This window comes from Agrobacterium tumefaciens (genome assembly GCF_031801495.1).
Lineage (GTDB): Bacteria > Pseudomonadota > Alphaproteobacteria > Rhizobiales > Rhizobiaceae > Agrobacterium > Agrobacterium tumefaciens_K.
Map to the genome: position 1 here is coordinate 1111996 of NZ_JAOEGC010000001.1, position 23750 is coordinate 1135745.

Consider the following 23750-nt stretch of genomic DNA (forward strand, 5'->3'; position numbering starts at 1 on the left):
CGAAAACGGATATTTGTAACCGTTTGGTTATTTGTGAACGCGAAGGGCGCGATCTGTCAAGGCGCATTTGTGATGGAAAATGAAAAAAGGCGGAACAGCAACGTGTTTCGCCTTTTGATCTTTTTACGCGAAAATAAGTTCTTCTTCGCAACTGCGAATGATGCCTTCTCCTTGGTCTGAAAGGAGAAATCGGGATGCCTGTCTCAGGCCGGTCGCAATGCAGCAAGCACTGTGTCGACGATATGCTGGCCCCACCGCTCCAGTTCCGCAGGGGCGCCGAGATCGCGCTGGAAGATGGTCGACAGGGTGAAGCGGTTCGACAGGTAGAAGAAGCCCAGCGAGGCGATCGTGAGGTAAATGTCTACAGGGTCCAGACCAGGCCGGAATTCCCCGGTCTCCCGACCACGGCGCAGCACGTCTTCGAGTTCGGAAATGAAGTTCGAGTGCATTTCCGTAATAGTCTGAGATTGCTTCAGATATCTGGCTCTATTGAGATTTTCCGTGGCCAGAATGCTCAGGAATTCAGGGTGATCGAGGTAATAATGCCAGGTGAAAAGGGCGAGTTCGCGCAGGCCTTCGCTCGGGGCTTTGCGCGTCAGGTCCAGCCGCCTCTCGGCATGGCGGATGTGGCGGTAGGCATCTTCAAGGACGGCCAGATACAAAGCATCCTTGTCGCCGAAGTAATGATAGATCATCCGCTTGTTGGTACCGGCGCGGCGCGCAACCACATCGATTCGTGCACCCGCCAGCCCCTTTGAGGCCACCTCCCGACGGGCGGCTTCCAGGATGGCTGCGCGCGTTCTTTCCGGGTTGCGGGTCTGCGTCACGGCGCGTTTGCGCTTTGTTGTTGGCGCTTCTTCGGGTGCCGTCTCGGGCAGGATGTCTTTCTCTGTTTTTTCCATTTCGGCACCCGCTTGACAATGGTATCGATCAGTGTTCACATGTAACCAATTAGTTATAAAACGGCAAGTGTCGTTTACTCTCATCATTAATTTGGCAGTCAATAGGGAGGAGTTGCCAATGTCCGTGATGCTTCAGAGGCGTACTGTGCTTTCGGCCGGGCTCGCGGCCCTTTCACTTGCAACATTGGGGGGAGGTTCGGCGTCCGCACAGGCCGCCCGCCTGCGTATGTTGTGGTGGGGGTCGCAGGAGCGCGCCGATCGTACCAACAAGGCCATCGCCGCCTATAAGCAGGTCAAGCCCGATCTCGATATTGCGGGCGAATTTGCCGGGTGGAGCGATTACTGGCCGCGCCTAGCAACGCAGGTGGCAGGCCGCAACGCGCCCGATCTCATCCAGATGGATTATCGCTACATCTTCGAATATGCCCGCCGTGGCGCTTTGGCTCCACTCGATGACCATATCGGCAAAGGGCTGAAGATCGATGATTTCGGCAAGATGAACATCGATTCCGGCCGCGTTGACGGCAAGCTTTACGGCGTCAACCTCGGCGTCAATTCCAGCGCTGTCTTCTTTGATAAGGTTGCCTGGGAAAAATCCGGGATCGCCCCGCCGGCCATGGGGCAGACGTGGGAAGAGTTTGCCGAGAACGGTGCGAAATTCGCCGAAAAGAAGCCAAAGCCCAATTATTATGCCACAGCGGATGCCAGCGGCGTGGAGCCCAGCTTCGAAAACTGGCTGCGCCAAGGCGGCAAGGCGCTTTATACCGAAGACGGCGGCATCGGGTTCGATACCGCGGACGCGAAGACGTGGTTCACCATGTGGGCGGATCTGCGCAAGAGCAAGGCCTGTGTCCCGGCCGATATCCAAGCGCTGGACCAACTCAACATCGAAACCAATGCGCTGACCACTGGCAAGGCGGCGACCGCGTTCGCCCACTCCAACCAGTTCGTCGGTTACCAGGCGCTCAACAAGTCGAAGCTGGCGATGACGTCCTATCCGAAGGTTTCCAAGGATTCGCCGTCTGGCCATTACCTCAAGCCATCCATGCTGATCAGCATTGCCAATGGCAGCGCGGGTATCGAGCAGGCCATCGGCTTCATCAACTTCCTCGTGGCGGAACCGCAGGGCATCGATATCCTCGGTGTCGAACGCGGTGTTCCTGCGTCGGAATCCATGCGCAACCAGCTGACCTCCAAGCTCGATGATGTCAGCAAGAGCATGGTGCAGTACATTGCCGAAATCACGCCCGGCGTCGGAAATCTGCCGCCGGCGCCTCCTCCGGGTGCGGGCGAGTTCGCCTTCGTCCTGAAACGTACGGCGGAAGAAGTCGGCTTTGGCAAGATCACGCCGGAGCAGGGTGGCGACAAGCTCGTCAAGGAATCCGAAACCGTTATCAAACGGAAGTGATGGCGAATGGCCTTTAGATCTGAAACTCTCGTGGAGGAGAGCCGCGCTGCGGCTCTCCCGAAGCGGGGAGGCATGCGGCAAATTTTTGACCGCAATCTGTATGCCTACCTGTTTCTTCTGCCTTGGCTGATCGGCTTTTTCGGATTGACGCTCGGCCCAGCTCTTGCGTCGCTTTATCTGTCGTTCACCAATTACGACCTGCTTCAATCGCCTGATTGGGTCGGGGCTGCAAACTATGTGCGCATCGCCACCGACGATCCGAAATTCGCGGCAGCCATGCAGGTGACGTTTACCTATGTGCTGTTGTCGGTGCCGTTGAAGCTCATCTTCGCGCTTCTTCTGGCCCTTGCCTTCAATCGTGGCATCAAAGGGCTGACGCTCTATCGCGCCATTTTCTACCTGCCGTCGCTGCTGGGCTCATCGGTAGCGATCGCGGTCCTCTGGCGCCAGCTTTTCGCGTCGGACGGTCTGGTCAACATGCTTCTCTGGCAGCTCTTCGGATACGAAGGTCCAAGCTGGATCTCGAACCCGGATTACTCCATCTATACGCTGGTCATCCTCTCTGTCTGGCAGTTCGGCTCGCCGATGATCATCTTCCTGGCCGGTCTGCGTCAGGTGCCGCAGGATATGTACGAGGCCGCCGAGATCGATGGCGCGAGCAAGGTGCGGCAGTTCTTCCGTATTACCCTGCCGCTTCTGACGCCGGTGATCTTCTTCAACGCGGTGATCCAGACGATTGATGCCTTCAAGGCATTCACGCCCGCCTTCATCATTTCCGAAGGCACAGGCGGACCGATCAACTCGACGCTGTTCTACACGCTGTATCTTTATCAGGAAGCCTTCGGTTTCTTCCGCATGGGGTATGCCTCGGCGCTCGCCTGGATCCTCGTCATCATCATTTCGCTGTTCACGGCCTTCTCGTTCCTCAGCGCGAAATACTGGGTGCATTACGATGACTGATGCTGTTACCGCCCCCCGGCCGGGAAATGGCCCGCAACGCTCGCCCCTTAAATCGGTGCTGTTGCATACGACGCTGATCGTGGTGTCCTTCGCCATGCTCTATCCGATCCTTTGGATGATCTCAGGTTCGTTCCGCCCGCAGGACGAGCTGTTCGGCACGTCCTCTCTCATCCCGTCGGCCGTGGAACTGGGGGGCTATATCCGTGGCTGGACCGGCTTGCAGGTCAGCTTTGGCCAGTTTTTCTGGAATTCCGCCGTCATCGCGGTGTTCGCCACCATCGGTAATGTCCTTGGCTGTTCGCTCGCGGCCTTCGCCTTTGCGCGCCTTCGTTTCGGCGGCCGGAATTTCTGGTTTGCGCTGATGCTGGGTACGCTGATGCTGCCCTATCATGTCGTGCTGATCCCGCAATATATCCTGTTTCTGGAGCTTGGGTGGGTCAACACGTCGCTGCCGCTTATCGTGCCGAAATACCTTGCGACGGATGCCTTCTTCATCTTCCTGATGGTGCAGTTCTTCCGCGGCATTCCGCGTGAACTTGACGAGGCGGCTGTCATGGATGGATGCAGTCCCTTCCGCATCTACTGGAAGATCATGCTGCCGCTCTCTATGCCGGTTCTGGCAACGGCCGCTATCTTCTCATTCATCTGGACCTGGGACGATTTCTTCGGTCCGCTGATCTATCTGAACGACATCGACACCTACACGGTGCAGCTTGGTCTGCGTTCATTCGTGGACTCGACAGGCAGCTCCGACTGGACCTCGCTTTTTGCAATGTCCAACCTGTCTCTGGTTCCTGTCTTCCTGTTCTTCCTCTTTTTCCAGCGACTGCTGATCGAAGGCATCGCGACAACCGGCATGAAACGCTGAAAGGCTAGGGCATTCCCGATGAAACCTGTAAGATTTGCGACCATCGGCATCAATCACGACCACATTTACGGGCAGACGTCCTGCCTCCTGAATGCGGGTGCCGAATTCGCCGGCTTCTATGCCGAGGAAGATGACCTTGCCTCAGCCTATGCCGCGAAATTTCCCGGCGGTCCCCGGACGGACGATGCGCGCCGTTTTCTGGATGACGAAAGCATCGATCTCATCATCAGCGCGGCGGTTCCGGGAGACAGGGCGGGGATTGCCATCGCCGCCATGCGGGCGGGCAAGGACGTGATGGTAGACAAGCCCGGCATGGTCACGATGGAAGAGCTTGCCAGCGTGCGCCGGGTTCAGGCCGAAACCGGGCGTATTTTCTCGATCCTTTATTCGGAGCATTTCGAAAATCGCGCAACGGTCAAGGCGGGTGAACTGGTCGCGGCGGGCGCCATCGGCAAGGTCGTGTCCACCGCCGGATTCGGTCCGCACCGCCTGCGTGCGCCCACCCGACCGGAATGGTTTTTCAAACGCGAGCGTTATGGCGGCATTCTTGTCGATATCGCCTCGCATCAGTGCGAACAGTTTTTGTTCTTCACAGGTGCCGAAAGTGTCGAAATCCGCTCCGCTACCGTTTCTAACCGCGCAAACCCGCAATTTCCGGGCCTGCAGGACAGCGGCGACATTCATCTGTCGACGGCCGATGCGGACGGTTTTATCCGGGTGGACTGGTTTACCCCGGAAGGCCTTCCAAGTTGGGGGGATGGCCGTCTGTTCATCACCGGAACGGAGGGCGCGATCGAAATCCGCAAAAATATCGACATTGCAGGACGAGACGGCGGCAACCACCTGTTCCTGACTGACAGGAAAGGCGTGCAGTACATCGACTGCTCGGACGTGCCGTTGCCCTATGGCGGACAACTGCTGGACGATATCCGCAACCGCACCGAAACCGCCATGCCGCAGGCCCGTTGCTTTGCGGCGATGGAAGTAGCGCTCAAGGCACAGCAGATTGCGGAGGGTACATATCGTGGCTAAACGTTACAGGGTTGGCATTATCGGCTGCGGCATCGGCAAATCGCATATTGAGGAAGGTTATCTGCCGCACAGCGACAAGTACGAAGTCGCGGTTCTCTGCGATCTCAACACAGAAAGGCTCAACGCCGTTGCCGACGAATTCGGCATTGCCGGCCGCACACAGTCTTCTGACGAACTGATGGCTCGGGACGATATCGACATCATCGATATCTGCACGCCGCCTGCCACCCATACGGGGCTGATATTGCAGGCTCTCGCTGCTGGAAAACATGTCGTCTGCGAAAAGCCCCTGACCGGCTCTCTCGCCGAAGTGGATGAGGTCATGGCGGCGGAAAGGAACTCGAAGGGCGTGCTGATGCCGATCTTCCAGTACCGTTATGGCGAAGGTGTGCAGCAGGTCCGTCGTATCATCGAGAGCGGACTCGCCGGAAAGCCCTATGTCGGGACCGCCGAAACCTTCTGGAAGCGCGGCGCCGATTATTACGACAATCCATGGCGCGGTCGCTGGGCGACCGAACTGGGCGGCGTGATGATGACGCACGCCATCCACCTGCACGATATGCTGACCTATCTGATGGGGCCGGTATCACGGGTTTTTGCCCGCGCCACCACCCGCGTCAATTCGATCGAGGTTGAGGATTGCGTGTCGGCAAGCCTTCTCATGGAGAGTGGTGCGGTCGTGTCTGCCACTGCCACGCTCGGCGCACAGGAAGAAGAAAGCCGTCTGCATCTCGCCTTTGAGAATGTCACCTTTGAAAGCAATCATTCCGCCTATTCGCCCGGTGACGGACCATGGCGTATCGTTCCCGCCAACGAGGAGATTCGTGGGAAAATCGATGCGCTGCTGGCTGGGATGCCGCCGATAGGACGGCGTTTCAACGGACAGATGGAGGCATTTTATCAGGCACTGGAAAAAGGTGGGAAGCCGCCGGTCACAAGTGCCGATGCGCATCGTTCGCTAGAGCTTCTGGCGGCGGTCTATCATTCCAACGATACCAATAGCGATGTCGCCCTGCCAATCGGCAAGGGACATCCGAAATACGTCACCTGGCGGCCTTGAACGCGGGGCGGGAGGAACAGCATGGCAAGCAGCATCACTCTGGAAAAAATCGTCAAGCGCTACGGCGCATTGACCGTCGTTCACGGCATAGATCTGCAGATCGAACCGGGCGAATTTACTGTTTTCGTCGGTCCGTCCGGTTGCGGCAAGTCGACGCTCCTGCGCATGATTGCCGGACTTGAGGAGATTTCCGGCGGAGATCTGAAGATCGACGGCGTGCGCGTCAATGAGACGGCCGCCTCCAAGCGCGGCATTGCCATGGTGTTTCAGTCCTATGCACTGTATCCGCACATGAGCGTTTACAAGAACCTCGCTTTCGGTCTGGAAACGGCAGGCTACAAGAAGGCCGAAATCGAGGAGCGTGTAAAGAAGGCGGCGGATATCCTGCAGATCGGGCCGCTCCTGCAGCGCAAGCCGAAGGCGCTTTCCGGCGGTCAGCGCCAGCGCGTCGCAATCGGCCGCGCCATCGTCCGCGAACCGAAAATTTTCCTGTTCGACGAGCCGCTTTCCAACCTCGATGCGGAACTGCGCGTGCAGATGCGTGTCGAGATCGCCAAACTGCACCAGACGCTGGGCAGCACCATGATCTACGTCACGCACGATCAGGTCGAAGCCATGACCATGGCGGACAAGATCGTCGTGCTGCGCGATGGCAAGATCATGCAGGTGGGCCGTCCGCTCGACCTTTACAACAACCCCGCCAACCAGTTCGTTGCGGGCTTCATTGGATCGCCGAAGATGAACTTCCTGTCTGCCAGGCTCTCGCCGGGTGACAACTCTAACCGCACCATCGAGGTTGCGGGACGTCGCATCACGCTGGAGAAGCCGGTGGCAGCGCAGGAAAACGAACCGCTGACCTTCGGTGTGCGGCCGGAACATGTGAACCCGCAATCGCAATCGGCGTCGCTCGGTGACGCGTCGATCCAGCTTGTCGAACATCTCGGCGGCTCGACGGTGATCTACACCAGTACGCCTGATGGTCAGCCAGCCACCGTCCTGCTGGACGGCCAGCGGCAGATCCGGATCGGCGAAACCATTCCGCTGGCGTTCGATCTGTCGCAGACGCACCTGTTCGGTGCGGACGGCCGGCGCATATGAAGCGCACACGGGCCTTTCGATACGCATCATAGGGATCGGAAAACGCCTCACGGCACCTCATGAAAAAGCGCAATCCCGGAAATGTGTTTTCCGGGATTGTGCAATATGACCCGTACGATAAAAACGCCTTCATGTCCGTTCCCCTGTTTATCTTCGCTGATGGATCCTTCAATCCTGACACCCGGTCGGGTGGGTGGGCGTTTGTGGTCTATGAAAACGGCAGGCAGATTCATGCGGATAGCGGATCGGCGACCGGCCCTGCCAATAACGGGTTCGAGGTGCTGGCCGTTCTGAAAGCCCTGACATGGCTGGCAACGGAAGCGCCGGATCGAAAGGCCGTCCTGCAGACGGACTCGCGCCATGTTTTCGAAGGCTGCCATCGCTGGCGGGCCATATGGCGTGGTAACGGCTGGAAACGTGTCAATCCGAACCCTCGGGCGCGGAAACGGCAGATACCGGATGCAGACCTTTGGCAGGGTGTGGACCGCTTGCTCCTTGGCAATCCGGGTGTCGTCATAGAGTGGTGTAAGGGGCATTCCGGTGTCGCTGGTAACGACGTCGCGGATTGTCTGGCGAGGAACCGCATGCACGCAACCTGACCTTTCTGACCGTGCAATCAGATGCTTGCCAACCTTGCTCCCTGATCCCGGCCATCCTCCAGGGGAAGGGCGCTGCGATCCCGCGCAGAACAATGATGCTATATATGAACTGGGGAGAAATTCATGTTGACCATCAAACGTCTAAGTCTGGCCGACGCACGCGTCCTGATTGCAGGCGCTGTCGCAAAAGCCGAAGAAATAGGCGTTCCGATGTGCATAGCTGTCACGGATGAATCCGGGCAGCTCATTGCGTTCGAAAGAATGGATGGAGGCAAGTTCACGAGCGTTATCATCGCGCAGGACAAGGCCTTTGCGGCTGCGGGAACAAGGAAATCGACGGAAGCCCTGGCGAGCGCCAGCCAGCCCGGACAACCCGCCTATGGCATCAACTCCGCGATCGGTGGCAGGCTCGTGATTGTTGCCGGTGGGATTCCGGTGGTTGTCGACGGCGAGGTTGTCGGCGGCATCGGTCTTAGCTCCGGCACACCTGCTCAGGATAGCGAGTGCGCGCAGGCGGGTATCGACCACTTCCTCGCTTCGTTGCACGCGTAACGGTCGTCACGCTTGGCTGAGCCCGGTTCCCAGTTATGTGTCTGACCGGGAACCGCCACTTACCAAGGTGTCACTTGATGGCGTCAGAATCCGGCGAAGTGCCTGGGCATCCTGCGCGAATTGCGCCGCATCGTCATTCCTGACGAATTCCAGCATTGCGTAGTTGGTGCCCTTCCAGTCGCTTTGAGGCAGGGCGGCGAGGCACGTGCGCCAATAATCCGTTCGTTCGGCAAACGGCAGGCGGCTGGAATCGACAAGCCATGCGAACACATGCAGATGGCAGATACGAGATCCAATCGCCTGGATTTCTGCCAGCGCGGATTCCAGCGGCAGACCGGGAGCGGGCTGCCAGTAGAAGAACAGGTTCGCAAACGGCAGATCCTTCGCGAGTTGCAGCGAGGAGTTGAGGTTGTCCGTCAGCGAGTTCGGATGGTATTCCAGCCCGATGGTCATGCCTCGGTCCTCGGCCTTTTCAGCGATCCCGGCAAGCGCATCTGTCGCCATGCGTCGTTCCTCGGCCGTATAATCGACGGAAGGGCGCTTGCGGCTGCCCGGCCAGATACGGATGTGGGTTGTCCCGAGCACCTCCGTCGTATCCAGAACCGCATTGATCTCCTGCATCGTGAAATCCGGTGCGAAAATATAGGAACCGTATGATGAAATTCGAAGACCCGCATCGGTTGTGCGGGTGTTGACGGCTCTGGCATTGGCAAGGTCGCCAGGCGGGACGTGAACATCTGCGCCCCATTCGATCGCGGACATGCCGTTGGATGCGGCAAGATCGATCACTGCGTCCGGCCTCAAGGAGCGGAAGGTGACGGAACAGAGGCCGGGTTCGAACGGCCTCATGCGATGAGTTCCAGGTGTTCGGCGTGCACCTGCTGTTCCAGTGCCGCGCCGAGACAGTAGCGCTCGATTTCGGCAATCGCCATATCGCCCAGACGCGCACGCTCCAGCCCGACAGCTCCGGCGATATGCGGTGTCAGAAACACGTTCGGCAGGCTGTAGAAGGGGGATGACTGCGGCGGAACTTCCGGATCGGTCACGTCGATCACGGCCTCGATCCTCCCGGTTTGCAGCTCGTTCAGCAACGCCTTTTCATCCACCAGCGCCCCGCGCGCGGTGTTGATGAGCGTCGCCCCGTCCTTCATGCGCGCAAGCATCTCTGCTCCGATCATATGCCGGGTTGCCGGCAAGGAAGGGGCGTGCAGGGAAATGACGTCACTCATCGCCATCAGCTCATCAAGCGTAACAAGGCGCGCCCCGAGTTCACCAGCGTCTGCCTCGCCCAGGAACGGGTCGAACAGCACGCAGTCAAGATCGAAAGGTTGAAGCAGCTTCAGAACCCGGCGGCCGATGCGCGATGCACCGATAATGCCGACTGTCAGACCGAGATTGCCGATCGCTTGCGATTGCAGAGCCTCGGAATTCTTCCGGCCTCGCTCCTCGCCGTAGAGGCGCCGGAACGCGAAGGTGCGTTTTCCGGCAAGCAGGATCATCGCCAGCGTAAATTCCGCGACCGGCTGCGCATTGGCTTCTGCCGCGCTCGAGACGGTGATGCCGCATGCGAACACGTCGCCCGACAGGAAATATTTCACGGTTCCGGCCGCATGCGAAATCATCCGCAAGTTCGGCATCAGGGCGAGTTCCGGCGCTCCTATCTGAGGGCAGCCCCATCCCGTCAGCAGAATGTCGGTGTCGGCCAGTTGCTTGCGCCATTGTGGATCCTGAAAATCGATGACCGACCTTTCATCGAGAACATCGACCACCTGCGACAGCCGCTCCATCGCGGCAGGCGTTAACACGTGCCGCGTCCTTTGCGGGTCCATTGCGAAGCTGAGCCGGAGACGCGGTGTCGTCATGTACCATCCCCGGTGACAGCGATTGCGCTTACCTTTTTACCCTGCATGGCGAAAAGCCGGTCCAGGGTATCAAGGTCAGGCAAAACGGGAACCTCGGCGATCGATTGCCTGCTGGCAGCATCCGCCTTGGCCGCAAACACTGCGCAGACGAGCAGGCTTTCCCCCGCCGGGATTTGGCCGCGCAATTGCGGCACGGTGGTCTTGCCGTGGATGAGGTTGGTGTTTGGCAGCGCTTTCAACGCCACACCGCTTCTCTCTATCGTGGAGCCGAGATCTATAATCGCTGAGATATCGCTGCCGCAGTCAGCCATCGCCTTGCCCGGCGCTTCCGTTACCGGGTCACGGTCGGCATCGTTTCGCTCTATCGCAAACCCGCCCTCTGTCACGAATAGCGGACGGGGGCTGGTTATCCTGTGCAGGCGGATATGCCAGTCGCCGGCCGCCACAAGCGTGGTCTGTACGGAAACATCGGCATAGGGCCGCCAGTTTGCCCGCAGGCTGGTATCCGCCAGTTGAGCGCTTTCATTGGTTTCACGTACCCGGTAGTGAAGCCCATCCTCTGAGAAGGCCAGCGCGTTGTCGAACCCGTTGGTCTTGAAGCCGCGTTCGTCAACCTCCACGCCGAAGCCGTAACGGGATGAATAGGCGAATTTCGCATATTTCTCAGGGCCGCCGCGCATCATGAGGTTTTCCTGGCCGCTGCTCAGCGCCGTCACGCTACCGGTGGTGCGCATCATCACCATGCCGGGATGGATCAGCGGATGCGTTTTTTTCGTTGTATCGAGCGGCTTTTCTTCCGCTTGCCAGAACGGATGCGTCTCGGGAAGTGCAAGCGGCAGGAAGGCCTTGAAAGCCCAGTAGGGAGAGCCAGCCGAATTGTAGCTTTCCGACATAGTCAGCTGCGGATAACCGTAGCCGATGGAAAGCACGCCATCGCGGTCGGCGATCGGCCTGTCCGCCCACCAGCGAAGATGGCGAAGGTAATGGCCCTTTATCTCGCCCCAGGGCAGGGCTTCCTCGTCGGCAAAGGCAAGCCCGGCCCAGAAGCCACCGCAGGCGAAACGGTAGGTCATGGAACGGCCGAAGGCGAGCGTCCCTCCGTCCTCGTCGAACCAGCTGGCAAAATCTCCCGCAAACAGCCGCGCCCTCTCGCGGTAGCGTTTGCCGTAAACGTCGTCCGGCTTGCAGATTTTCGCGTAGATCAGGCCGTAAAAGTGCATGGCGAAGGCAATGTAGTGATCGATCCGGCGATAGTTGCCATCGCGATACCAGCCGTCATCGATATAAAAGCCGTCCAGTTCAGCCTGAAATGTTTCCGTCAGCTTGCGGTCGAAGGGGATGCCGAGATGGTCGAGCGCCGCGTCGACCATGATACGGAAGAATTTCCAGTTGTTGTCGGCATAGATGCGCTCACGTGCGTTAAGAAAATAGCGGCTGACATTGTTTTTCTGGGCGTCAGACAACGGCTCCCAGAGATGTTGCGGCGCAAGTCTCAGGGAAAAGCCGAGTGCTGCAAGCTCCACGAGGCGCTGGTCTTTCTGGCGCACGTCACCCCAGTAGTCGGGGTGCTGCGGGTCGGTGCCGTTGGCGATGCCTCGGGCCAGAAGCGGCCAATGCTCGAAATGGTCGCCGCTCATCGCAAGCGGTGCGATGCCCCACAGAGGACGGGCAAACCCTTCGAGATCTGCTGCCGCACGGTCGAAATGGGCGGCCGTTGCGCTCAGCGTCACGCGTGCGCCGCTTTCGGAAAAGTAGGGCAGCAATGGCGCGAAGCAGTCATCCAGCGCCTTGCGCACGTCCCCGCGGTCGCGAAGCGGATTGCCGTGAAGAGGGTTGAACCGGATATTGGGATCATGCATTGCCTGCCGCCTTTCCTGTCACGCCTGCCGTCTGTCCTTCCACGAGATGTACGGCCAGCTGAACCTGCCGCGCATTGGCAGACGGTTCGAGGAGCCGCCTCCGCATGAGGTCGATTGCCTCGCGGGCGATTTCCCGGCGGTCGACACGAATGGTCGTTAGACGCGGCGTGGAAAGCTCGGCAAAAGGCAGGTCGTCGAAGCCGATAAGGGAGATATCCTGCGGAACACTCAGGCCGAGTTCCTGCACAGCTCCCAGCGCCCCAAGCGCTATCGCGTCGTTCATGCAGAACAGGCCGGTAATATCGGGCTTTTCGGCCAGTAGACGCCGTACGGCATCGCCCGCCTGTGCAAAGCCGCTTTCGGTGGTGGTCAACAGCGCCTCGTTATAATCCGTGCCCTCCGTTGCCCGCACCTCGTGACGGAAGCCGCGAATGCGTTCGCGCACCGTGTGGCGATGGTCCGGGCCGATATAGGCGACCTTGCGGTGACCGAGTTCCATCAGCCTGCGCCCTGCCAGCCTGCCGCCGTAGAAGTTGGACGGAGATACGCAGTCGAAGTCCATGCCTGGGTCGGCGCCGTTGACAAGTACGGTCGGCAACACGCCCTGCGCCATGCGGTTGATCTTGTCGTCTTCCGGGTCGAGGCCGATTGCCAGCAGGCCGTCGGCCTCGCAGGCGCGCTGGATCATCTTTTCATCGATCTGCGTCTGGTTCAGCAGTTTGATATCCAGTTCGAAGCCTTCGCTCTGGGCAAAACTGCGCAACGTGTCGAGAATGTCATGGTAGAAGGCGCCGATATCGCCGGTCGCCCTTTCTGCAGACATGAAGGCGATGATGCGCTTGCCGTCGAGGGGCATCACGCCATTCGCAGTCGCGGGTCTTAAAGGGTAGCCCAGTTCCGCCGCAACACCCAGAACCTTTGTCTGTATCGAGGCGCTGATTCCCTTTTCCCCGGCCAGAACGCGCGAAACCGTGCTGATGGAAACGCCCGCCCGCTGGGCAATATCGGCCTGTCTTGGGCGGTTGATATCGGTGGCGTCTGGCATTGTGACTCCTGCGCTTGCAAATAAAGCATTTATGATGCAAATATTGCAAAGATAGAAAATTTGCAAGAAATAACTCATTTATGCAAATTTTGCAAAACGCGGGAGGAGCAGATGCAAACTATCGACAGACGCAGTTTCTTGAAGACGGCAGCTTTCGGCCTTGGGGCGGCAGGTCTTGGTGTTACTCTGGGGGGAGTGAGCGCGAATGCACAGGATACCCGGCTCAGATGCGTATGGTGGGGATCGGCAGATCGTAGCAGACGTACCAATGAAGTCATTTCGCTCTACCAGAAGGCCGATCCGAAAACGGCGATCAGCGGCGAAATGATTGCCGGGTCGGACTACTGGACCAAGCTGGCCACCTCGATGGCGGGGCGCAACGTCGCGGATATCTTCCAGCTGGAACCCTCGACCATCGCCGACTATTCCGGCCGTGGCGCCTGCATGGAACTCGACAAATTCGTTGGTTCGTCGCTCGATCTTTCCGGTTTCGGCAAAAGCGAGATGGACCTTTGCCGTATCGATGGCAAGCTTTACGGGGTGGGCCTTGGGCTGAACTCCTTCTGCATGATGTATGATGCCGAAACGCTGAAGGAGGCAGGTGTTTCGATCCCGAAGGAGCAGATGACCTGGAAGGCACTGGCCGAACTGGCGCGGGATTTCAAGAAGAACGCACCGGCCCGCCGCAATTACTGGGCCGTGCCTTATGGCGGGCGTTATCATTATGTGTTCGATGTCTGGCTGCGCCAGCGCGGCAAGCTGCTGTTTCAGGACGGCAGCATCGGCTTCAACAAGGAAGATGCGAAGGAATGGTTCGCCTATTGGGAAGATCTGCGGCAGAACGGCCTTGCCGTTTCCGCCGATATCCAGACGCGTGACGACAACACCATCGAATCCAATGCGCTGACGCTCGGCAATTCGGCCATCGGTTTTGCCTACTCCAACCAGCTTGTCGGTTATCAGCAACTCAACAAGAAGACGCTGTCCATCGGCATGTTGCCGGGCGAGGGAGCGGGCAAGCCGACCGGCCACTATTATCGTCCGGGGCTGATCTGGTCGATCTCGTCCACCTCCACCAATCCCGAGGCGGCGGCGAAGTTCATCAGCTTCTTCGTGAATGATCTTGACGCAGGTAAGGTTCTCGGTGTGGAGCGCGGCGTGCCGCCATCGAAAGCGGTGCGCGAAGCCGTGCTTCCGAGCCTCAACGAAACCGAGCGCAAGACGGTCGACTATATCGAAAGCATGTCCGGCAAGCTCGACCCCTATCCGGAACCGGCTCCGATCGGTGCAAACGAATTCGACCGGGGTGTCATGCGGCCGATCGCCGATTCACTCGCCTTCGGGCGTGCCACGGTGGATGAGGCTGCGCAGAACCTCGTAGATACAGGAACACGCACCTTGCGCAAACGTGGCTGACAGAGCGTCATGCCGAAAAATGCCTCGGTGTTTTTCGGACTGTCACATGTTTGCTTTCAAAGAAGACGCCGGTTCGCCCGGCGTCTTCCTTTTTTACAAGCGATCGTGTCTTGAACCGTTTTCGAGCAGATGCGATGAACGGGAAGCAGGCAATTCCTGTTCTGCCTCACACGTCTTCTGTTTCGGGTTTTGAATGATGGCCACAGCTTCGCCGGAACGTTTCGTTCTGCTGGATGGGATACGGGGCGTTGCGGCCCTGTTTATCGTGCACCGGCATGCCGAGGTGTTTTTCGGCAGACCGGAAGAGTCGAGCTATCTGGCCGTCGATCTGTTTTTCGCACTCAGCGGTTTCGTACTGGCGCATGCCTATGGCGAGCGGCTTGCCGAAGGCAGAACGTCGCCGTCCATGTTCATGACGGCACGTTTCTTCAGGCTGTATCCGCTCTATGTTCTGGCCTTGGCGTTGATGGCGGCATTTTTCGTCTGCCTTTACATTCTTGGCCTGCCAACGCCTATCGATGACCTGCATCGGCAAATCGATATTCCGGAACTTGCCTTTGCGCTGCTGACAGGGCTGCTGTTCATTCCAGCACCCTTCACGCTGACGTTGAATGGCGCGTTGTTTCTGGTCAGTCCGGCATGGTCCCTGTTCAACGAGCTGGTGGTGAATACGGTTTATGCCCGTTGGGGTGTGCGTGCCAGCGTGCGCAATATTCTCATTGTGGTCTTTGTGAGCCTTTGCGTGCTTGTCGTTGCGGCTATTCAGTTCGGCAAGCTGCACGCCGGATTCCGCTGGCATGAAATGTATGCCGGCATGGGGCGGGTGTTCTTTTCGTTCTTTGTCGGTGTGTTGATCTACCGCTTTCGCTACAAGGTTCCGAAGGCAGCGCCATGGAGTGCGGCGCTGTATCTCTTCTTCGTCTGCCTGGTGCTGGCGCTGCCGATCTCAAAAGAGGTGCGGCCCTTCTTCGACCTGTTCATCGTTCTGCTGGGTTGGCCGGTTCTGCTTTATCTCGCCAGCCGCACCGTACCTGGGCGTATTCTCGGTGCCGTTTCCTCGTTTCTCGGGACGGCATCCTATGGCGTCTATGTGCTGCATATTCCGATGCTGGCGTGGACCGTCTTCCTGCTTCCGGGGGTGACGCGAGGCGGTGTCGTGCAACTCGCCGGTTTGGCCTTCATCGCGGTGGTCACGGTCGTCTGCTGGCTGCTGACGGTCTATTATGACCAGCCATTGCAGTCGTGGCTGAAAAAACGGCTCAAGGCAAAAGCCGCGAGCCGTCAGACAGCGTAAATTGCGCAATTGCAGAAAATGAAAGTCAGATCGTATCAGTGATAGGCGAGTATCGGCGCCGTCAGCACGAAAAGCGCGGTCAGGCTAATTATGGTCAGTTTCACGGCCCGCAGGCTGCGTGTCTTCCGTCCTTCCCAGTCGTACGTCATAAAACCCTCCATACAGACGTCCGCGGTCAAGGCATTCTTGCGTGAAGGTAGGCACCTGCCAAGCACGAATTTTCACCTCTATATTAGATATCCACGAAATTGACGGGCGTGGTGGCAGGAATGCATCACCTGTGGTGATGCCGTATCGCGTTACTTTCGCTCGGCGTCGCCCGCCCTGACAGTCTGATTTCGCCCGTTTGCCTTCGCCATGAGCAGTGCTTCGTCGGCGCGGCTGACCAATGTCTGAACCGGACCGTCTTCTGGGGAAGCCGCCACGCCGATCGATATGGAAACCCGACCAAGCGGTCTGCCATCGTGTGAAAGCAGGGCGCGGCTGGTGTTTTCACGCAGTTCCTCAGCTAGGGCGTAGCACTCGTCCTCAGCACGCTCGGGCACAAGCACGGTGAACTCCTCTCCGCCGAAGCGAAAGGCGGTGCCGCGCTCTGCGAGCGTATCGGCAAGGATCTGGCCGACATGCTGGATCACCATGTCGCCCGCGTCGTGGCCGAACATGTCGTTGAAGCGCTTGAAGTGGTCTATGTCGATCATCATGCAGGCAAGCTTCTCCTGTCTGCTCGCCTTCTTGTGCTGCTCGAGTTTTTCCTGAAGAAAACGGCGGTTGAACAGGCCGGTCAGCGCATCGCGCTCGGCAAGGTCCGTCAGCGTGTTGCGCAGTTGCAGGTTGGCAATCGCGAGGCCGACATTTTCAGCGATGAGTTCCAGATAAAGCTGCGATCCTGCCGCGGAGGCCGTCTCGTCCTCGGGCTTTTCCAGATAGAGCAGTCCGATCATCTCGCCCATCGCCGTCAGCGGCACGCACAGGGTTGCCGAGGCTTCACCATGCAGGTGCTGGCAAGGCACATCCGTGCCTGTCACGCCGCTGATGTGCGGCCGTCCCCGACGCAGCGCCCAACAGGCGTCGATGGAAAAGATGGCGTCGGAATGTTGCGGCTCAAGCCACGTTCCGGTCCGGTTGAGAACGGCCTTGTCCGCGGTTAGAATATAAAGCCCGCCTGGGTGGTCGGGAAAGATCTGCGGCGCGAAGCGGGCGACGATATCGGCCAGTTCGTTCTCCGTCTGGCAGGCCTGCAGCCGGTGCATCATCTGCAGCAGCAGGTCCTTGGTGTGCTGATCTGCGCGCCGTTCGGCATCCAGCCGTTCGCGTTCCAGCCCGTTTTCGCGGAAAACGAGTATGGCTTCGTTCATTTCACCAATCTCGTCGTGGCGGCGGTCCTGTGGCACCTCCACGGCATAATCCTCCCGCGCAAGCCGGCTGACGATACCGGTCATACGGGCAAGCGGCATGGTGATGCGCCGTCGCAGGATGAAATACAGCACCGCCAGAAACAGCGCCCCGGTCAGCCCAAGCATCGCCCGCGCCGCGAGGCTCCACCAGTCGGCAAATTCGCGTGCCGTGTCGAAAGCAGCGCTCGTACGCGTGTTGACGAGCGCACGGAATGTCCCGACCTTGCCGAGCAGGTCCGCCTGTAGCCGTTCATGTTCAGAACCGAACAAAGTTTCACGTGCGGACGCGGCATCGCCATTTTCGAATGCGGCAATCGCTGCCCGCTCGAGTACATCCAACGCATCGGCATCCGCCGTCAGCTGTTTCAGCGTGGTGGTTTCCGCCGCTGAAAGGCCGTGCTCTTCCAGCCGCTTCGCAATCTCTTCGAGCCGCCGCTCTTCGCCTTCTGCTCTCCGGAATGCATCCAGATGCCGCTTTTCACCACGCATCACATAAAGGCGCGCCTCGTCGCTGCGGATTTCCGCGTCGATCTCCAGATCTTCAACGAGTTCATCGAGCCGAAGGCGCTCCTCGACAGCCAACCGCTCATTATTGGCGCTGCGCGAGGCCATGATGAAGGCGCCTGCCGACAACGCCGTCAGCACGACCGTAATGCCATATGCCCAGTTCGTGATCGTACTTATTCGCATGTGAGCAGAATAGAAAATACCGGTTGAGAGAGCATTAAGAACGGCACCGGCGCGCTGAGATGAAAAAGCCGGAATATTGTCGAGGCCGTTGGTCTTTGCATATGGTCCGACTTGCGCGATAATCGGCGTATCGCGCCACACAAACGGGGAATAGGAGCGGGGAGCACGCGTGGCAATCGGGGCTGCAAGCCGTATCGGTGCTGGTATTTGGCTGCTGGTTCTGGCCGGCGGCACTGCGGCGGCCGAGAACAGGGCTGATGAGGTGGCCAAGGAGAAAACCGCCTGCATCTCCGCACACGATGTCGCGCCAGAACTCTGCATCCGGGCAGCGAGCTACAACGCCGACCTGTGTCATGCCATCGAGGTTCTGGCGCAGCGCAATGATGTTCCCGCGGATTATTTTGCCCGCCTCATCTGGCGAGAAAGCCTGTTCCGTGCCGATGCCATCAGCCCGAAGGGTGCGGAAGGCATCGCCCAGTTCATGCCGGGAACGGCAAAGCTGCGGGGGCTGGACGACAGCTTCAACGTTGTCGCGGCGCTGGAGGCATCTTCCCGCTATCTGTCGGAGCTGAAAACGCAGTTCGGCAATCTTGGCCTGGCCGCAGCGGCCTATAATGCCGGTGAAGCAGGGCTGCGGACCTTCATCGACAAAGGCCGCTTGCCCATGGAAACGCGTGATTACGTGTTTGCCATCACCGGCTATCCTGTGGAGACATGGAAAGACGCGCCGCCGGATCGTGCCGCTCCCGCACTTGATGACAACAGGTCTTTCATCGATGCCTGTGTGCGGCTGGCAGAGACGCGCACGATGAATGATCCTGTCCTCATGGCATCGGCGGATTGGGCGCCCTGGGGTGTGCAACTGGCGGCGCATTACAATCCCTCTGTCGCAAACCGGCTTTTCACCCGCGCCATTGTCCGGCTGCCCGAACCGCTGAATGCGGAACGCGCTTTGCTGGTTCGCCAGCGTGGTGGCAATTTCGGCTCCCGCCCCAGATATGCCGCCAGGATTGGCCGCGAAACGCGGGCTGAAGCCAACGAACTCTGCGGGCAGATCAAGCGGGGCGGCATTGCCTGCACGGTGTTTCGCAACAGGTAGAAAGCGTTGATGTCGCTCTTCTCTTGAGCGATGCTCCCACTTGCGGTGATGAAATCCGTGCCACGAAATGATCACGATTCATTCAGCTACAGTTCACTGGACGGGGCGCTAAATCCTCTCATCCCACAAGGAGGGAGATAAGATGCGCAAGATGATTTTAACCGCCGGACTGATCTTCGGCACCCTCGTTGGCACAGCCGCAAATGCCATGCCGGTCGGGCAACCGTCTGCTCCTGCCGCGTCGCAGATCCAGAAAGTGGACTACGCCTGCGGACGCGGATTCCATCTGTCGCCGCGCGGCTATTGCCGCCCGAACGGTCCACCGCGATATGAGCGCGGCTGGGATCGACGTGACCGCTGGGAAGCGCGTCGGGAATGGCGCGAGCGTCAGGCCAGAAGAGAATGGCGCGAGTGGCGTGAACGCAGGGACTGGCATGACCGTCGCGATTATTACCGCTGGTAATGAGAACAAGACCCTCCCTGACCGGGAGGGTCTTTTCGTTTGACTGTCTTGTCGTGATGTTCTCCGGCTGTACTCATCGCCCGTTGCTTGCCCTCAGGTGCATTTGAGTTACTATGCTTTCGTGGCGGGGAGGCCATGTTAGAGGAGGGTTCATGACTTATCGGTTTTCAAAGCGGCGCACGGTATTGAAACTTGCCGCGACGGCAGCGTCTTTCTGCTTTATGGGTTTGGCGGCCAACGCACAGGGTTTTCCCGATAGAACGATCACACTGGTCGTGCCGTTCGCGGCAGGCGGCTCCACCGATGTGGTTGCGCGCGTCGTGGCCCAGAAGATGGGCGATGAACTCGGCCAGCAGATCGTCGTCGAGAATGTGGCAGGTGCGGGCGGCAATCTGGGTGCCGATCGTGTCGCCCGCGCCGATCCTGATGGTTATACGATCCTCATGGGTACGGTCGCCACGCACGCCCTGAATCCGCTCATTCTCAAGACAAAGCCCTACGATCCCGAAAAGGATTTCGCACCCGTATCCCTGCTGGTGGTGGTTCCCAACGTGCTGGTCATCAATCCGCAACTGAAGGTCAACAACGTCGCGGAACTCATCGCTTTGCTAAAAGCCGAACCGGACAAGCACGCCTATGCGTCTTCCGGCAACGGCACGCCGCTGCATCTTTCCGGGGAACTGTTCAAAAGCATGGCGGGCGTCAGCATGCAGCACGTTCCCTACAAGGGGGCAGGCCCGGCGCTCAACGATTTGCTCGGCAACCAGATTTCGATCATGTTCGATAATCTGCCGTCATCGTCCAGCCATATCAAATCAGGAACCCTGAAGGCGCTGGGCGTAACCACCGCTGAGCGCGCCTCGTCGTTCCCCGATGTGCCGACGATTGCAGAGACTGTTCCGGGTTATGAAACCTACACTTGGAACGCGCTCTTTGCACCCGCTGGCACGCCGCCTGAGGCAATCGACAAGCTGAATGCAGCTGCGAAAAAGGCGCTCGCCGATCCGGCCGTCGCCGCACGTATGGCGGATTTCAGCGCTAAGATTGTCGCTTCGTCACCCGATGAGCTGAAGAACCATGTGTCCGCAGAAATTGCCAAGTGGGGACCGGTTGTAAAGGACGCCAACGTTCAGATGGATTGATCGAGAAGGTAAGGTCTGATCTTTGAGGTTGTCGCCACGCGCCTGTAAACGGCGCGTGGTCGTATTGTGAAGTCGAGGGTGTGCAAAGTTCGTCATCGGCCTTGGTGCCACTTGCGCTCTTGCTCCAGGATTGATTGCCATCCTGTCGTGAAAGATGGTCTGCAGACCAGATTTATTAGCTGAGGTATTCCCTCATCGCAGCGCGGTACTGCCGCAAGAAATTTGTGCTGCCCGTGAAGGTTGAGATCGCTGTTGATTTACTACTTTTCTGAATCGTCCGCACGAGTAGATATAAGCGCGAAACAGACCACTGCGTGGGTCAAGAAACTGTTGTCCGCCCCATGACCAGTTCCAGCAACAATACCCTCTGTTGAAGACGATCCAGTAGGTCCTTCTGGGGGCTGGATCTTCTCGATTAGAACCCCGCAAATGTGTTTGTTAAGCTTTGCTACCAGATCATACTCGTGCAGACATCTATTCAGATGCCAGCCGAGAGCCGCTGGTCAAAAAAACATTCGATTCCAAACCTATGGGCTTCCAAGGCGATAAGGGCGACAGGCTAGGCAACAACGTTGCGGAACCTTGGACCGCCCGACACCGTGCGTCCATCCAAGCCAAGGCATTGATCGGCGTTTCCAGCCCATTCTCAGCTCGCCCCGATTACGCCCCATGCGTCGGAAAAGCCGTCAAGCGAAAGCTGGATCGGAATTTTGTTCCCATCCGGAGCGGTTATGGTGAAGTGCGCGGAGGCCTCTTTTTTCATCGCATTGACAAACGCTTCCTCGGCGACGCCTTCCAGAATGCAACCCTGCTGTGTGCAGCGCGTAACCGAGAACTCCGTCGTGAACGTATCGCCAACTGCCACCACCACCTTCTGCTGAACCGCAATTCCGAGAGGGAGTGCCGCCTGGAACCGCATCGCCTTCTTATCCGCATCAGCAGCAAGGCTAAACACAAGTATGGTCTGTTTTTGATCGGCCGAGGCCGTTTTGCCGGTGATCTGACACTGCCTGCCCGCTTGAGGCACGGTCATGCATTCAACCGCCCAGTTCTGGAAGGACCTGGGCTTTTCCGTAGCCTGTGCGGCCTTAGGCTCCTGTGGAGCGGCGTGCGGAGCCGCATGGGGCGCGTTCGTCGACCTTGGTGACGCCGCGCCTCCGCCCGCCGAGTTCAAAATGCCACTCGCGTCATCCGCAGGCCTGTTCAAAATCGGAGCTCCGGTTGTAGAGCGCTGCGCCGGCGTCGAGAACATTGGTCCCGAGCCCTGGCTTTGCGCAACTGCTATGTGCGGCGAAGCCATGGAAACAGCGGCAAACAGCGTCACGACAAGAGCCTTGTTGTGAACGAACATATTGGAAATCCTCCAAGAATTGCATGAGATGAAACACAGTTTAAATCAATTTGTCCCTCTGGCAATTGCTTAGAGGCAATCTATTCGCTTATGATTTTGCAATATTACAAGTGTGAGACAGTTCCTATGAATATAAATCCGATTTCCACTGCCTTTTCGGTCGCAGTTCTTCTCTCTGCCATTCTGCCGTCCGCGCAGGGGGCTGCCCAGGCTTATGTCAATCAGGCCAATCCAAATGTGGGGTCTGTTTACCTTGACCAAGTACCCCCCGATGCCAAGCTCGCGCCCCCGGCAAAGGCCAAACCAGCACAAAGGGCTGCTGCGCAACGGGCACCTTCGACGCGTGCCGCAGCAGTCGCGGTCGCAGGCAAGCCCCACTATCCGGACGTGGGAAGCGGCTCGCTGGCGGTCGTTCGACCCGGCACAAGCGATTGGCCAACTGTCGGCAGCGGCGCAGTAACCCGCTAGAATAACCGACTGTTGCATAATTAACCACCCCGAACATTATTTGACCAAAAGCTGTGAAACAGGCAAATACACCCAAAAATGGGACTGCCACTTGATGGTTGCTTGGTGTTAGTAGGCGTTTATACGATCTGCAAAGTATTGCGTGTATATCTATTTTTCGGGGGTGCAATTTCAATTTACCGCATACCTGTCACGCGTCCATTTCACGTTTGGCTTGGGTAGTTGAAATAGCAAGAGTTGGGGATTGGGTTAGAATGAAAGTTCAGATCGCGGCTCTGTGCGCGATGAGTTTGGTTGTGGCTGGTTGCCAGAGCGGTCAGTATCTCGATACCCCTCCAGCCGCCATGACCTCCGCCACGAAGACAACCGCCAAGATTGAGCAGGCTCCGCAACCCGCGGTTCCAGTCGATGTCGCCGTATACGACTTCCCGGACCTTACCGGGCAGGCCAAGCCGAACGAAAGCTTCGCAGAATACAGTCGCGCCGTTACTCAAGGCGGGGGCGCAATACTTATCGACGTCTTGAAGCGAGCCGGAGGTGGACAGTGGTTCCGCGTCGTGGAACGTGGCGGCCTGAAGAACCTTGTTCAGGAACGAACTCTGATCGAGAACACCCAACGCTCTTTCAATCGTCCCAGCGGACTGCCTCCCGTACGTTTCGCAGGGCTTCTGCTTGAGGGCGGCATCGTCGGATACGACTCCAACGAAATTACGGGCGGCGCAGGCGCGAAATACCTCGGCGTTGGCGGGGACGTTCAATATCGCTCCGATGTCATAACGGTTAACCTTCGCGCCGTAAGCGTGCAGACCGGGGAAATTCTGGCATCCACCACCACGACCAAACAGGTTTATTCGGTTCAGCTTAGTGGGGGCGCTTACAAATTCGTGAAGGTCGGCGAACTGCTTGAGGTCGAACTCGGCCAGTCGCGTAACGATCCGGGTGCTCTTGCGGTGCGTGAAGGGATCGAGCTTGCTGTTTATTCGCTTCTGGTCGACGGGGTCCGGCAGGGGCTTTGGCACCTGAAAGACCGATCCCAGGAGCCTCAATTTATCAATAGTTTCGAGAAAAAATACCGGAAAGACCTGAAAGAAGGCGAAAAAATCGCATCGGCCAGCTGATTTACCAAGTACAAAATCGAAATACAAAGGCCTGAAGTCAGACTTCAGGCCTTTTTTATGTGCTTTTATT

General features: G+C 58.3%; 22 protein-coding genes. 15 read left to right on the forward strand and 7 right to left on the reverse strand.

What is annotated here, in order from left to right; translation table 11 throughout:
• Window positions 1-203 precede the first annotated feature (203 nt).
• Window positions 204-902 (reverse strand): TetR/AcrR family transcriptional regulator, encoded by a 699-nt coding sequence (locus N7578_RS05125; protein WP_311109220.1) that lies wholly within the window; start codon window positions 900-902, stop codon window positions 204-206.
• A 118-nt stretch (window positions 903-1020) separates the two neighbouring features.
• Here N7578_RS05125 and N7578_RS05130 point away from each other — a divergent pair, with 118 nt between their 5' ends.
• From N7578_RS05130 to N7578_RS05165, 8 genes are all read left to right on the forward strand, one after another.
• Window positions 1021-2310 carry an ABC transporter substrate-binding protein gene (locus tag N7578_RS05130; RefSeq protein WP_311109221.1) on the forward strand — a complete coding sequence of 430 codons (1290 nt, stop codon included), beginning with the start codon at window positions 1021-1023 and terminating at the stop codon, window positions 2308-2310.
• Window positions 2311-2382: 72 nt separating this feature from the next.
• On the forward strand, window positions 2383-3270 hold the full coding sequence (locus tag N7578_RS05135; protein ID WP_311110059.1) for a sugar ABC transporter permease: 888 nt from the start codon (window positions 2383-2385) through the stop codon (window positions 3268-3270).
• Complete coding sequence (locus N7578_RS05140) at window positions 3263-4138, forward strand: carbohydrate ABC transporter permease (protein WP_311109222.1); 876 nt, start codon at window positions 3263-3265, stop codon at window positions 4136-4138. The genes N7578_RS05135 and N7578_RS05140 overlap by 8 nt, the downstream gene beginning before the upstream one ends.
• An 18-nt stretch (window positions 4139-4156) precedes the next feature.
• Window positions 4157-5170: a Gfo/Idh/MocA family oxidoreductase gene (locus N7578_RS05145; protein WP_311109223.1), complete on the forward strand. Its 1014-nt coding sequence runs from the start codon at window positions 4157-4159 to the stop codon at window positions 5168-5170.
• Window positions 5163-6230 (forward strand): Gfo/Idh/MocA family oxidoreductase, encoded by a 1068-nt coding sequence (locus N7578_RS05150; RefSeq protein ID WP_311109224.1) that lies wholly within the window; start codon window positions 5163-5165, stop codon window positions 6228-6230. Before N7578_RS05145 ends, N7578_RS05150 begins: the two co-directional genes overlap by 8 nt.
• 21 nt (window positions 6231-6251) lie before the next feature.
• On the forward strand, window positions 6252-7328 hold the full coding sequence (locus N7578_RS05155; protein ID WP_311109225.1) for a sn-glycerol-3-phosphate ABC transporter ATP-binding protein UgpC: 1077 nt from the start codon (window positions 6252-6254) through the stop codon (window positions 7326-7328).
• Window positions 7329-7459: 131 nt separating this feature from the next.
• Window positions 7460-7927 carry a ribonuclease H gene (locus tag N7578_RS05160; protein ID WP_311109226.1) on the forward strand — a complete coding sequence of 156 codons (468 nt, stop codon included), beginning with the start codon at window positions 7460-7462 and terminating at the stop codon, window positions 7925-7927.
• Window positions 7928-8050: 123 nt separating this feature from the next.
• Window positions 8051-8479 carry a heme-binding protein gene (locus N7578_RS05165; RefSeq protein WP_311109227.1) on the forward strand — a complete coding sequence of 143 codons (429 nt, stop codon included), beginning with the start codon at window positions 8051-8053 and terminating at the stop codon, window positions 8477-8479.
• 33 nt (window positions 8480-8512) lie between these two features.
• Here N7578_RS05165 and N7578_RS05170 read toward each other — a convergent pair whose 3' ends face one another.
• Genes N7578_RS05170 through N7578_RS05185 form a run of 4 tightly spaced genes read right to left on the reverse strand, consistent with a single transcriptional unit; the run spans window position 8513 to window position 13245 of the window.
• Window positions 8513-9328: a TIM barrel protein gene (locus N7578_RS05170; protein ID WP_311109228.1), complete on the reverse strand. Its 816-nt coding sequence runs from the start codon at window positions 9326-9328 to the stop codon at window positions 8513-8515.
• The gene (locus N7578_RS05175) at window positions 9325-10341 is read right to left on the reverse strand and encodes a hydroxyacid dehydrogenase (RefSeq protein WP_311109229.1); all 1017 of its coding nucleotides are present in this window, start codon (window positions 10339-10341) and stop codon (window positions 9325-9327) included. The genes N7578_RS05170 and N7578_RS05175 overlap by 4 nt, the downstream gene beginning before the upstream one ends.
• Window positions 10338-12200, reverse strand: coding sequence for a DUF2264 domain-containing protein (locus N7578_RS05180; RefSeq protein WP_311109230.1), 1863 nt, complete (start codon window positions 12198-12200; stop codon window positions 10338-10340). Before N7578_RS05180 ends, N7578_RS05175 begins: the two co-directional genes overlap by 4 nt.
• Window positions 12193-13245, reverse strand: coding sequence for a LacI family DNA-binding transcriptional regulator (locus N7578_RS05185; RefSeq protein ID WP_311109231.1), 1053 nt, complete (start codon window positions 13243-13245; stop codon window positions 12193-12195). The genes N7578_RS05180 and N7578_RS05185 overlap by 8 nt, the downstream gene beginning before the upstream one ends.
• Before the next feature lie 111 nt (window positions 13246-13356).
• Between N7578_RS05185 and N7578_RS05190 the strand changes: the two genes are divergently transcribed.
• Window positions 13357-14661: an ABC transporter substrate-binding protein gene (locus N7578_RS05190; protein ID WP_311109232.1), complete on the forward strand. Its 1305-nt coding sequence runs from the start codon at window positions 13357-13359 to the stop codon at window positions 14659-14661.
• 196 nt (window positions 14662-14857) lie between these two features.
• Entirely contained in the window at window positions 14858-15955 is a 1098-nt protein-coding gene (locus N7578_RS05195; RefSeq protein WP_311110060.1) for an acyltransferase, read from the forward strand.
• 299 nt (window positions 15956-16254) lie between these two features.
• On the opposite strand, the gene N7578_RS05200 is transcribed toward N7578_RS05195, so the two are convergent.
• Window positions 16255-18039: a diguanylate cyclase gene (locus N7578_RS05200; RefSeq protein ID WP_311109233.1), complete on the reverse strand. Its 1785-nt coding sequence runs from the start codon at window positions 18037-18039 to the stop codon at window positions 16255-16257.
• 169 nt (window positions 18040-18208) lie between these two features.
• On the opposite strand from N7578_RS05200, the gene N7578_RS05205 reads away from it, so the two are divergent.
• The 3 genes from N7578_RS05205 to N7578_RS05215 all read left to right on the forward strand — a co-directional run bounded on the left by N7578_RS05205 (window position 18209) and on the right by N7578_RS05215 (window position 20743).
• A complete protein-coding gene (locus tag N7578_RS05205) occupies window positions 18209-19138 on the forward strand; it encodes a transglycosylase SLT domain-containing protein (RefSeq protein WP_422646669.1) in 930 nt (309 codons plus the stop codon).
• A gap of 142 nt (window positions 19139-19280) precedes the next feature.
• Window positions 19281-19601 (forward strand): GCG_CRPN prefix-to-repeats domain-containing protein, encoded by a 321-nt coding sequence (locus N7578_RS05210; protein ID WP_311109234.1) that lies wholly within the window; start codon window positions 19281-19283, stop codon window positions 19599-19601.
• A gap of 152 nt (window positions 19602-19753) precedes the next feature.
• A complete protein-coding gene (locus tag N7578_RS05215; RefSeq protein ID WP_311109235.1) occupies window positions 19754-20743 on the forward strand; it encodes a tripartite tricarboxylate transporter substrate binding protein in 990 nt (329 codons plus the stop codon).
• Between the two features lie 646 nt (window positions 20744-21389).
• Here the strand turns inward: N7578_RS05215 and N7578_RS05220 are convergent.
• Window positions 21390-22067, reverse strand: coding sequence for an invasion associated locus B family protein (locus N7578_RS05220; protein WP_311109236.1), 678 nt, complete (start codon window positions 22065-22067; stop codon window positions 21390-21392).
• 153 nt (window positions 22068-22220) lie between these two features.
• On the opposite strand from N7578_RS05220, the gene N7578_RS05225 reads away from it, so the two are divergent.
• Both N7578_RS05225 and N7578_RS05230 read left to right on the forward strand, forming a co-directional pair.
• Complete coding sequence (locus N7578_RS05225; protein WP_311109237.1) at window positions 22221-22562, forward strand: hypothetical protein; 342 nt, start codon at window positions 22221-22223, stop codon at window positions 22560-22562.
• A 254-nt stretch (window positions 22563-22816) separates the two neighbouring features.
• Window positions 22817-23680, forward strand: coding sequence for a CsgG/HfaB family protein (locus tag N7578_RS05230; RefSeq protein ID WP_311109238.1), 864 nt, complete (start codon window positions 22817-22819; stop codon window positions 23678-23680).
• Window positions 23681-23750: the final 70 nt, after the last annotated feature.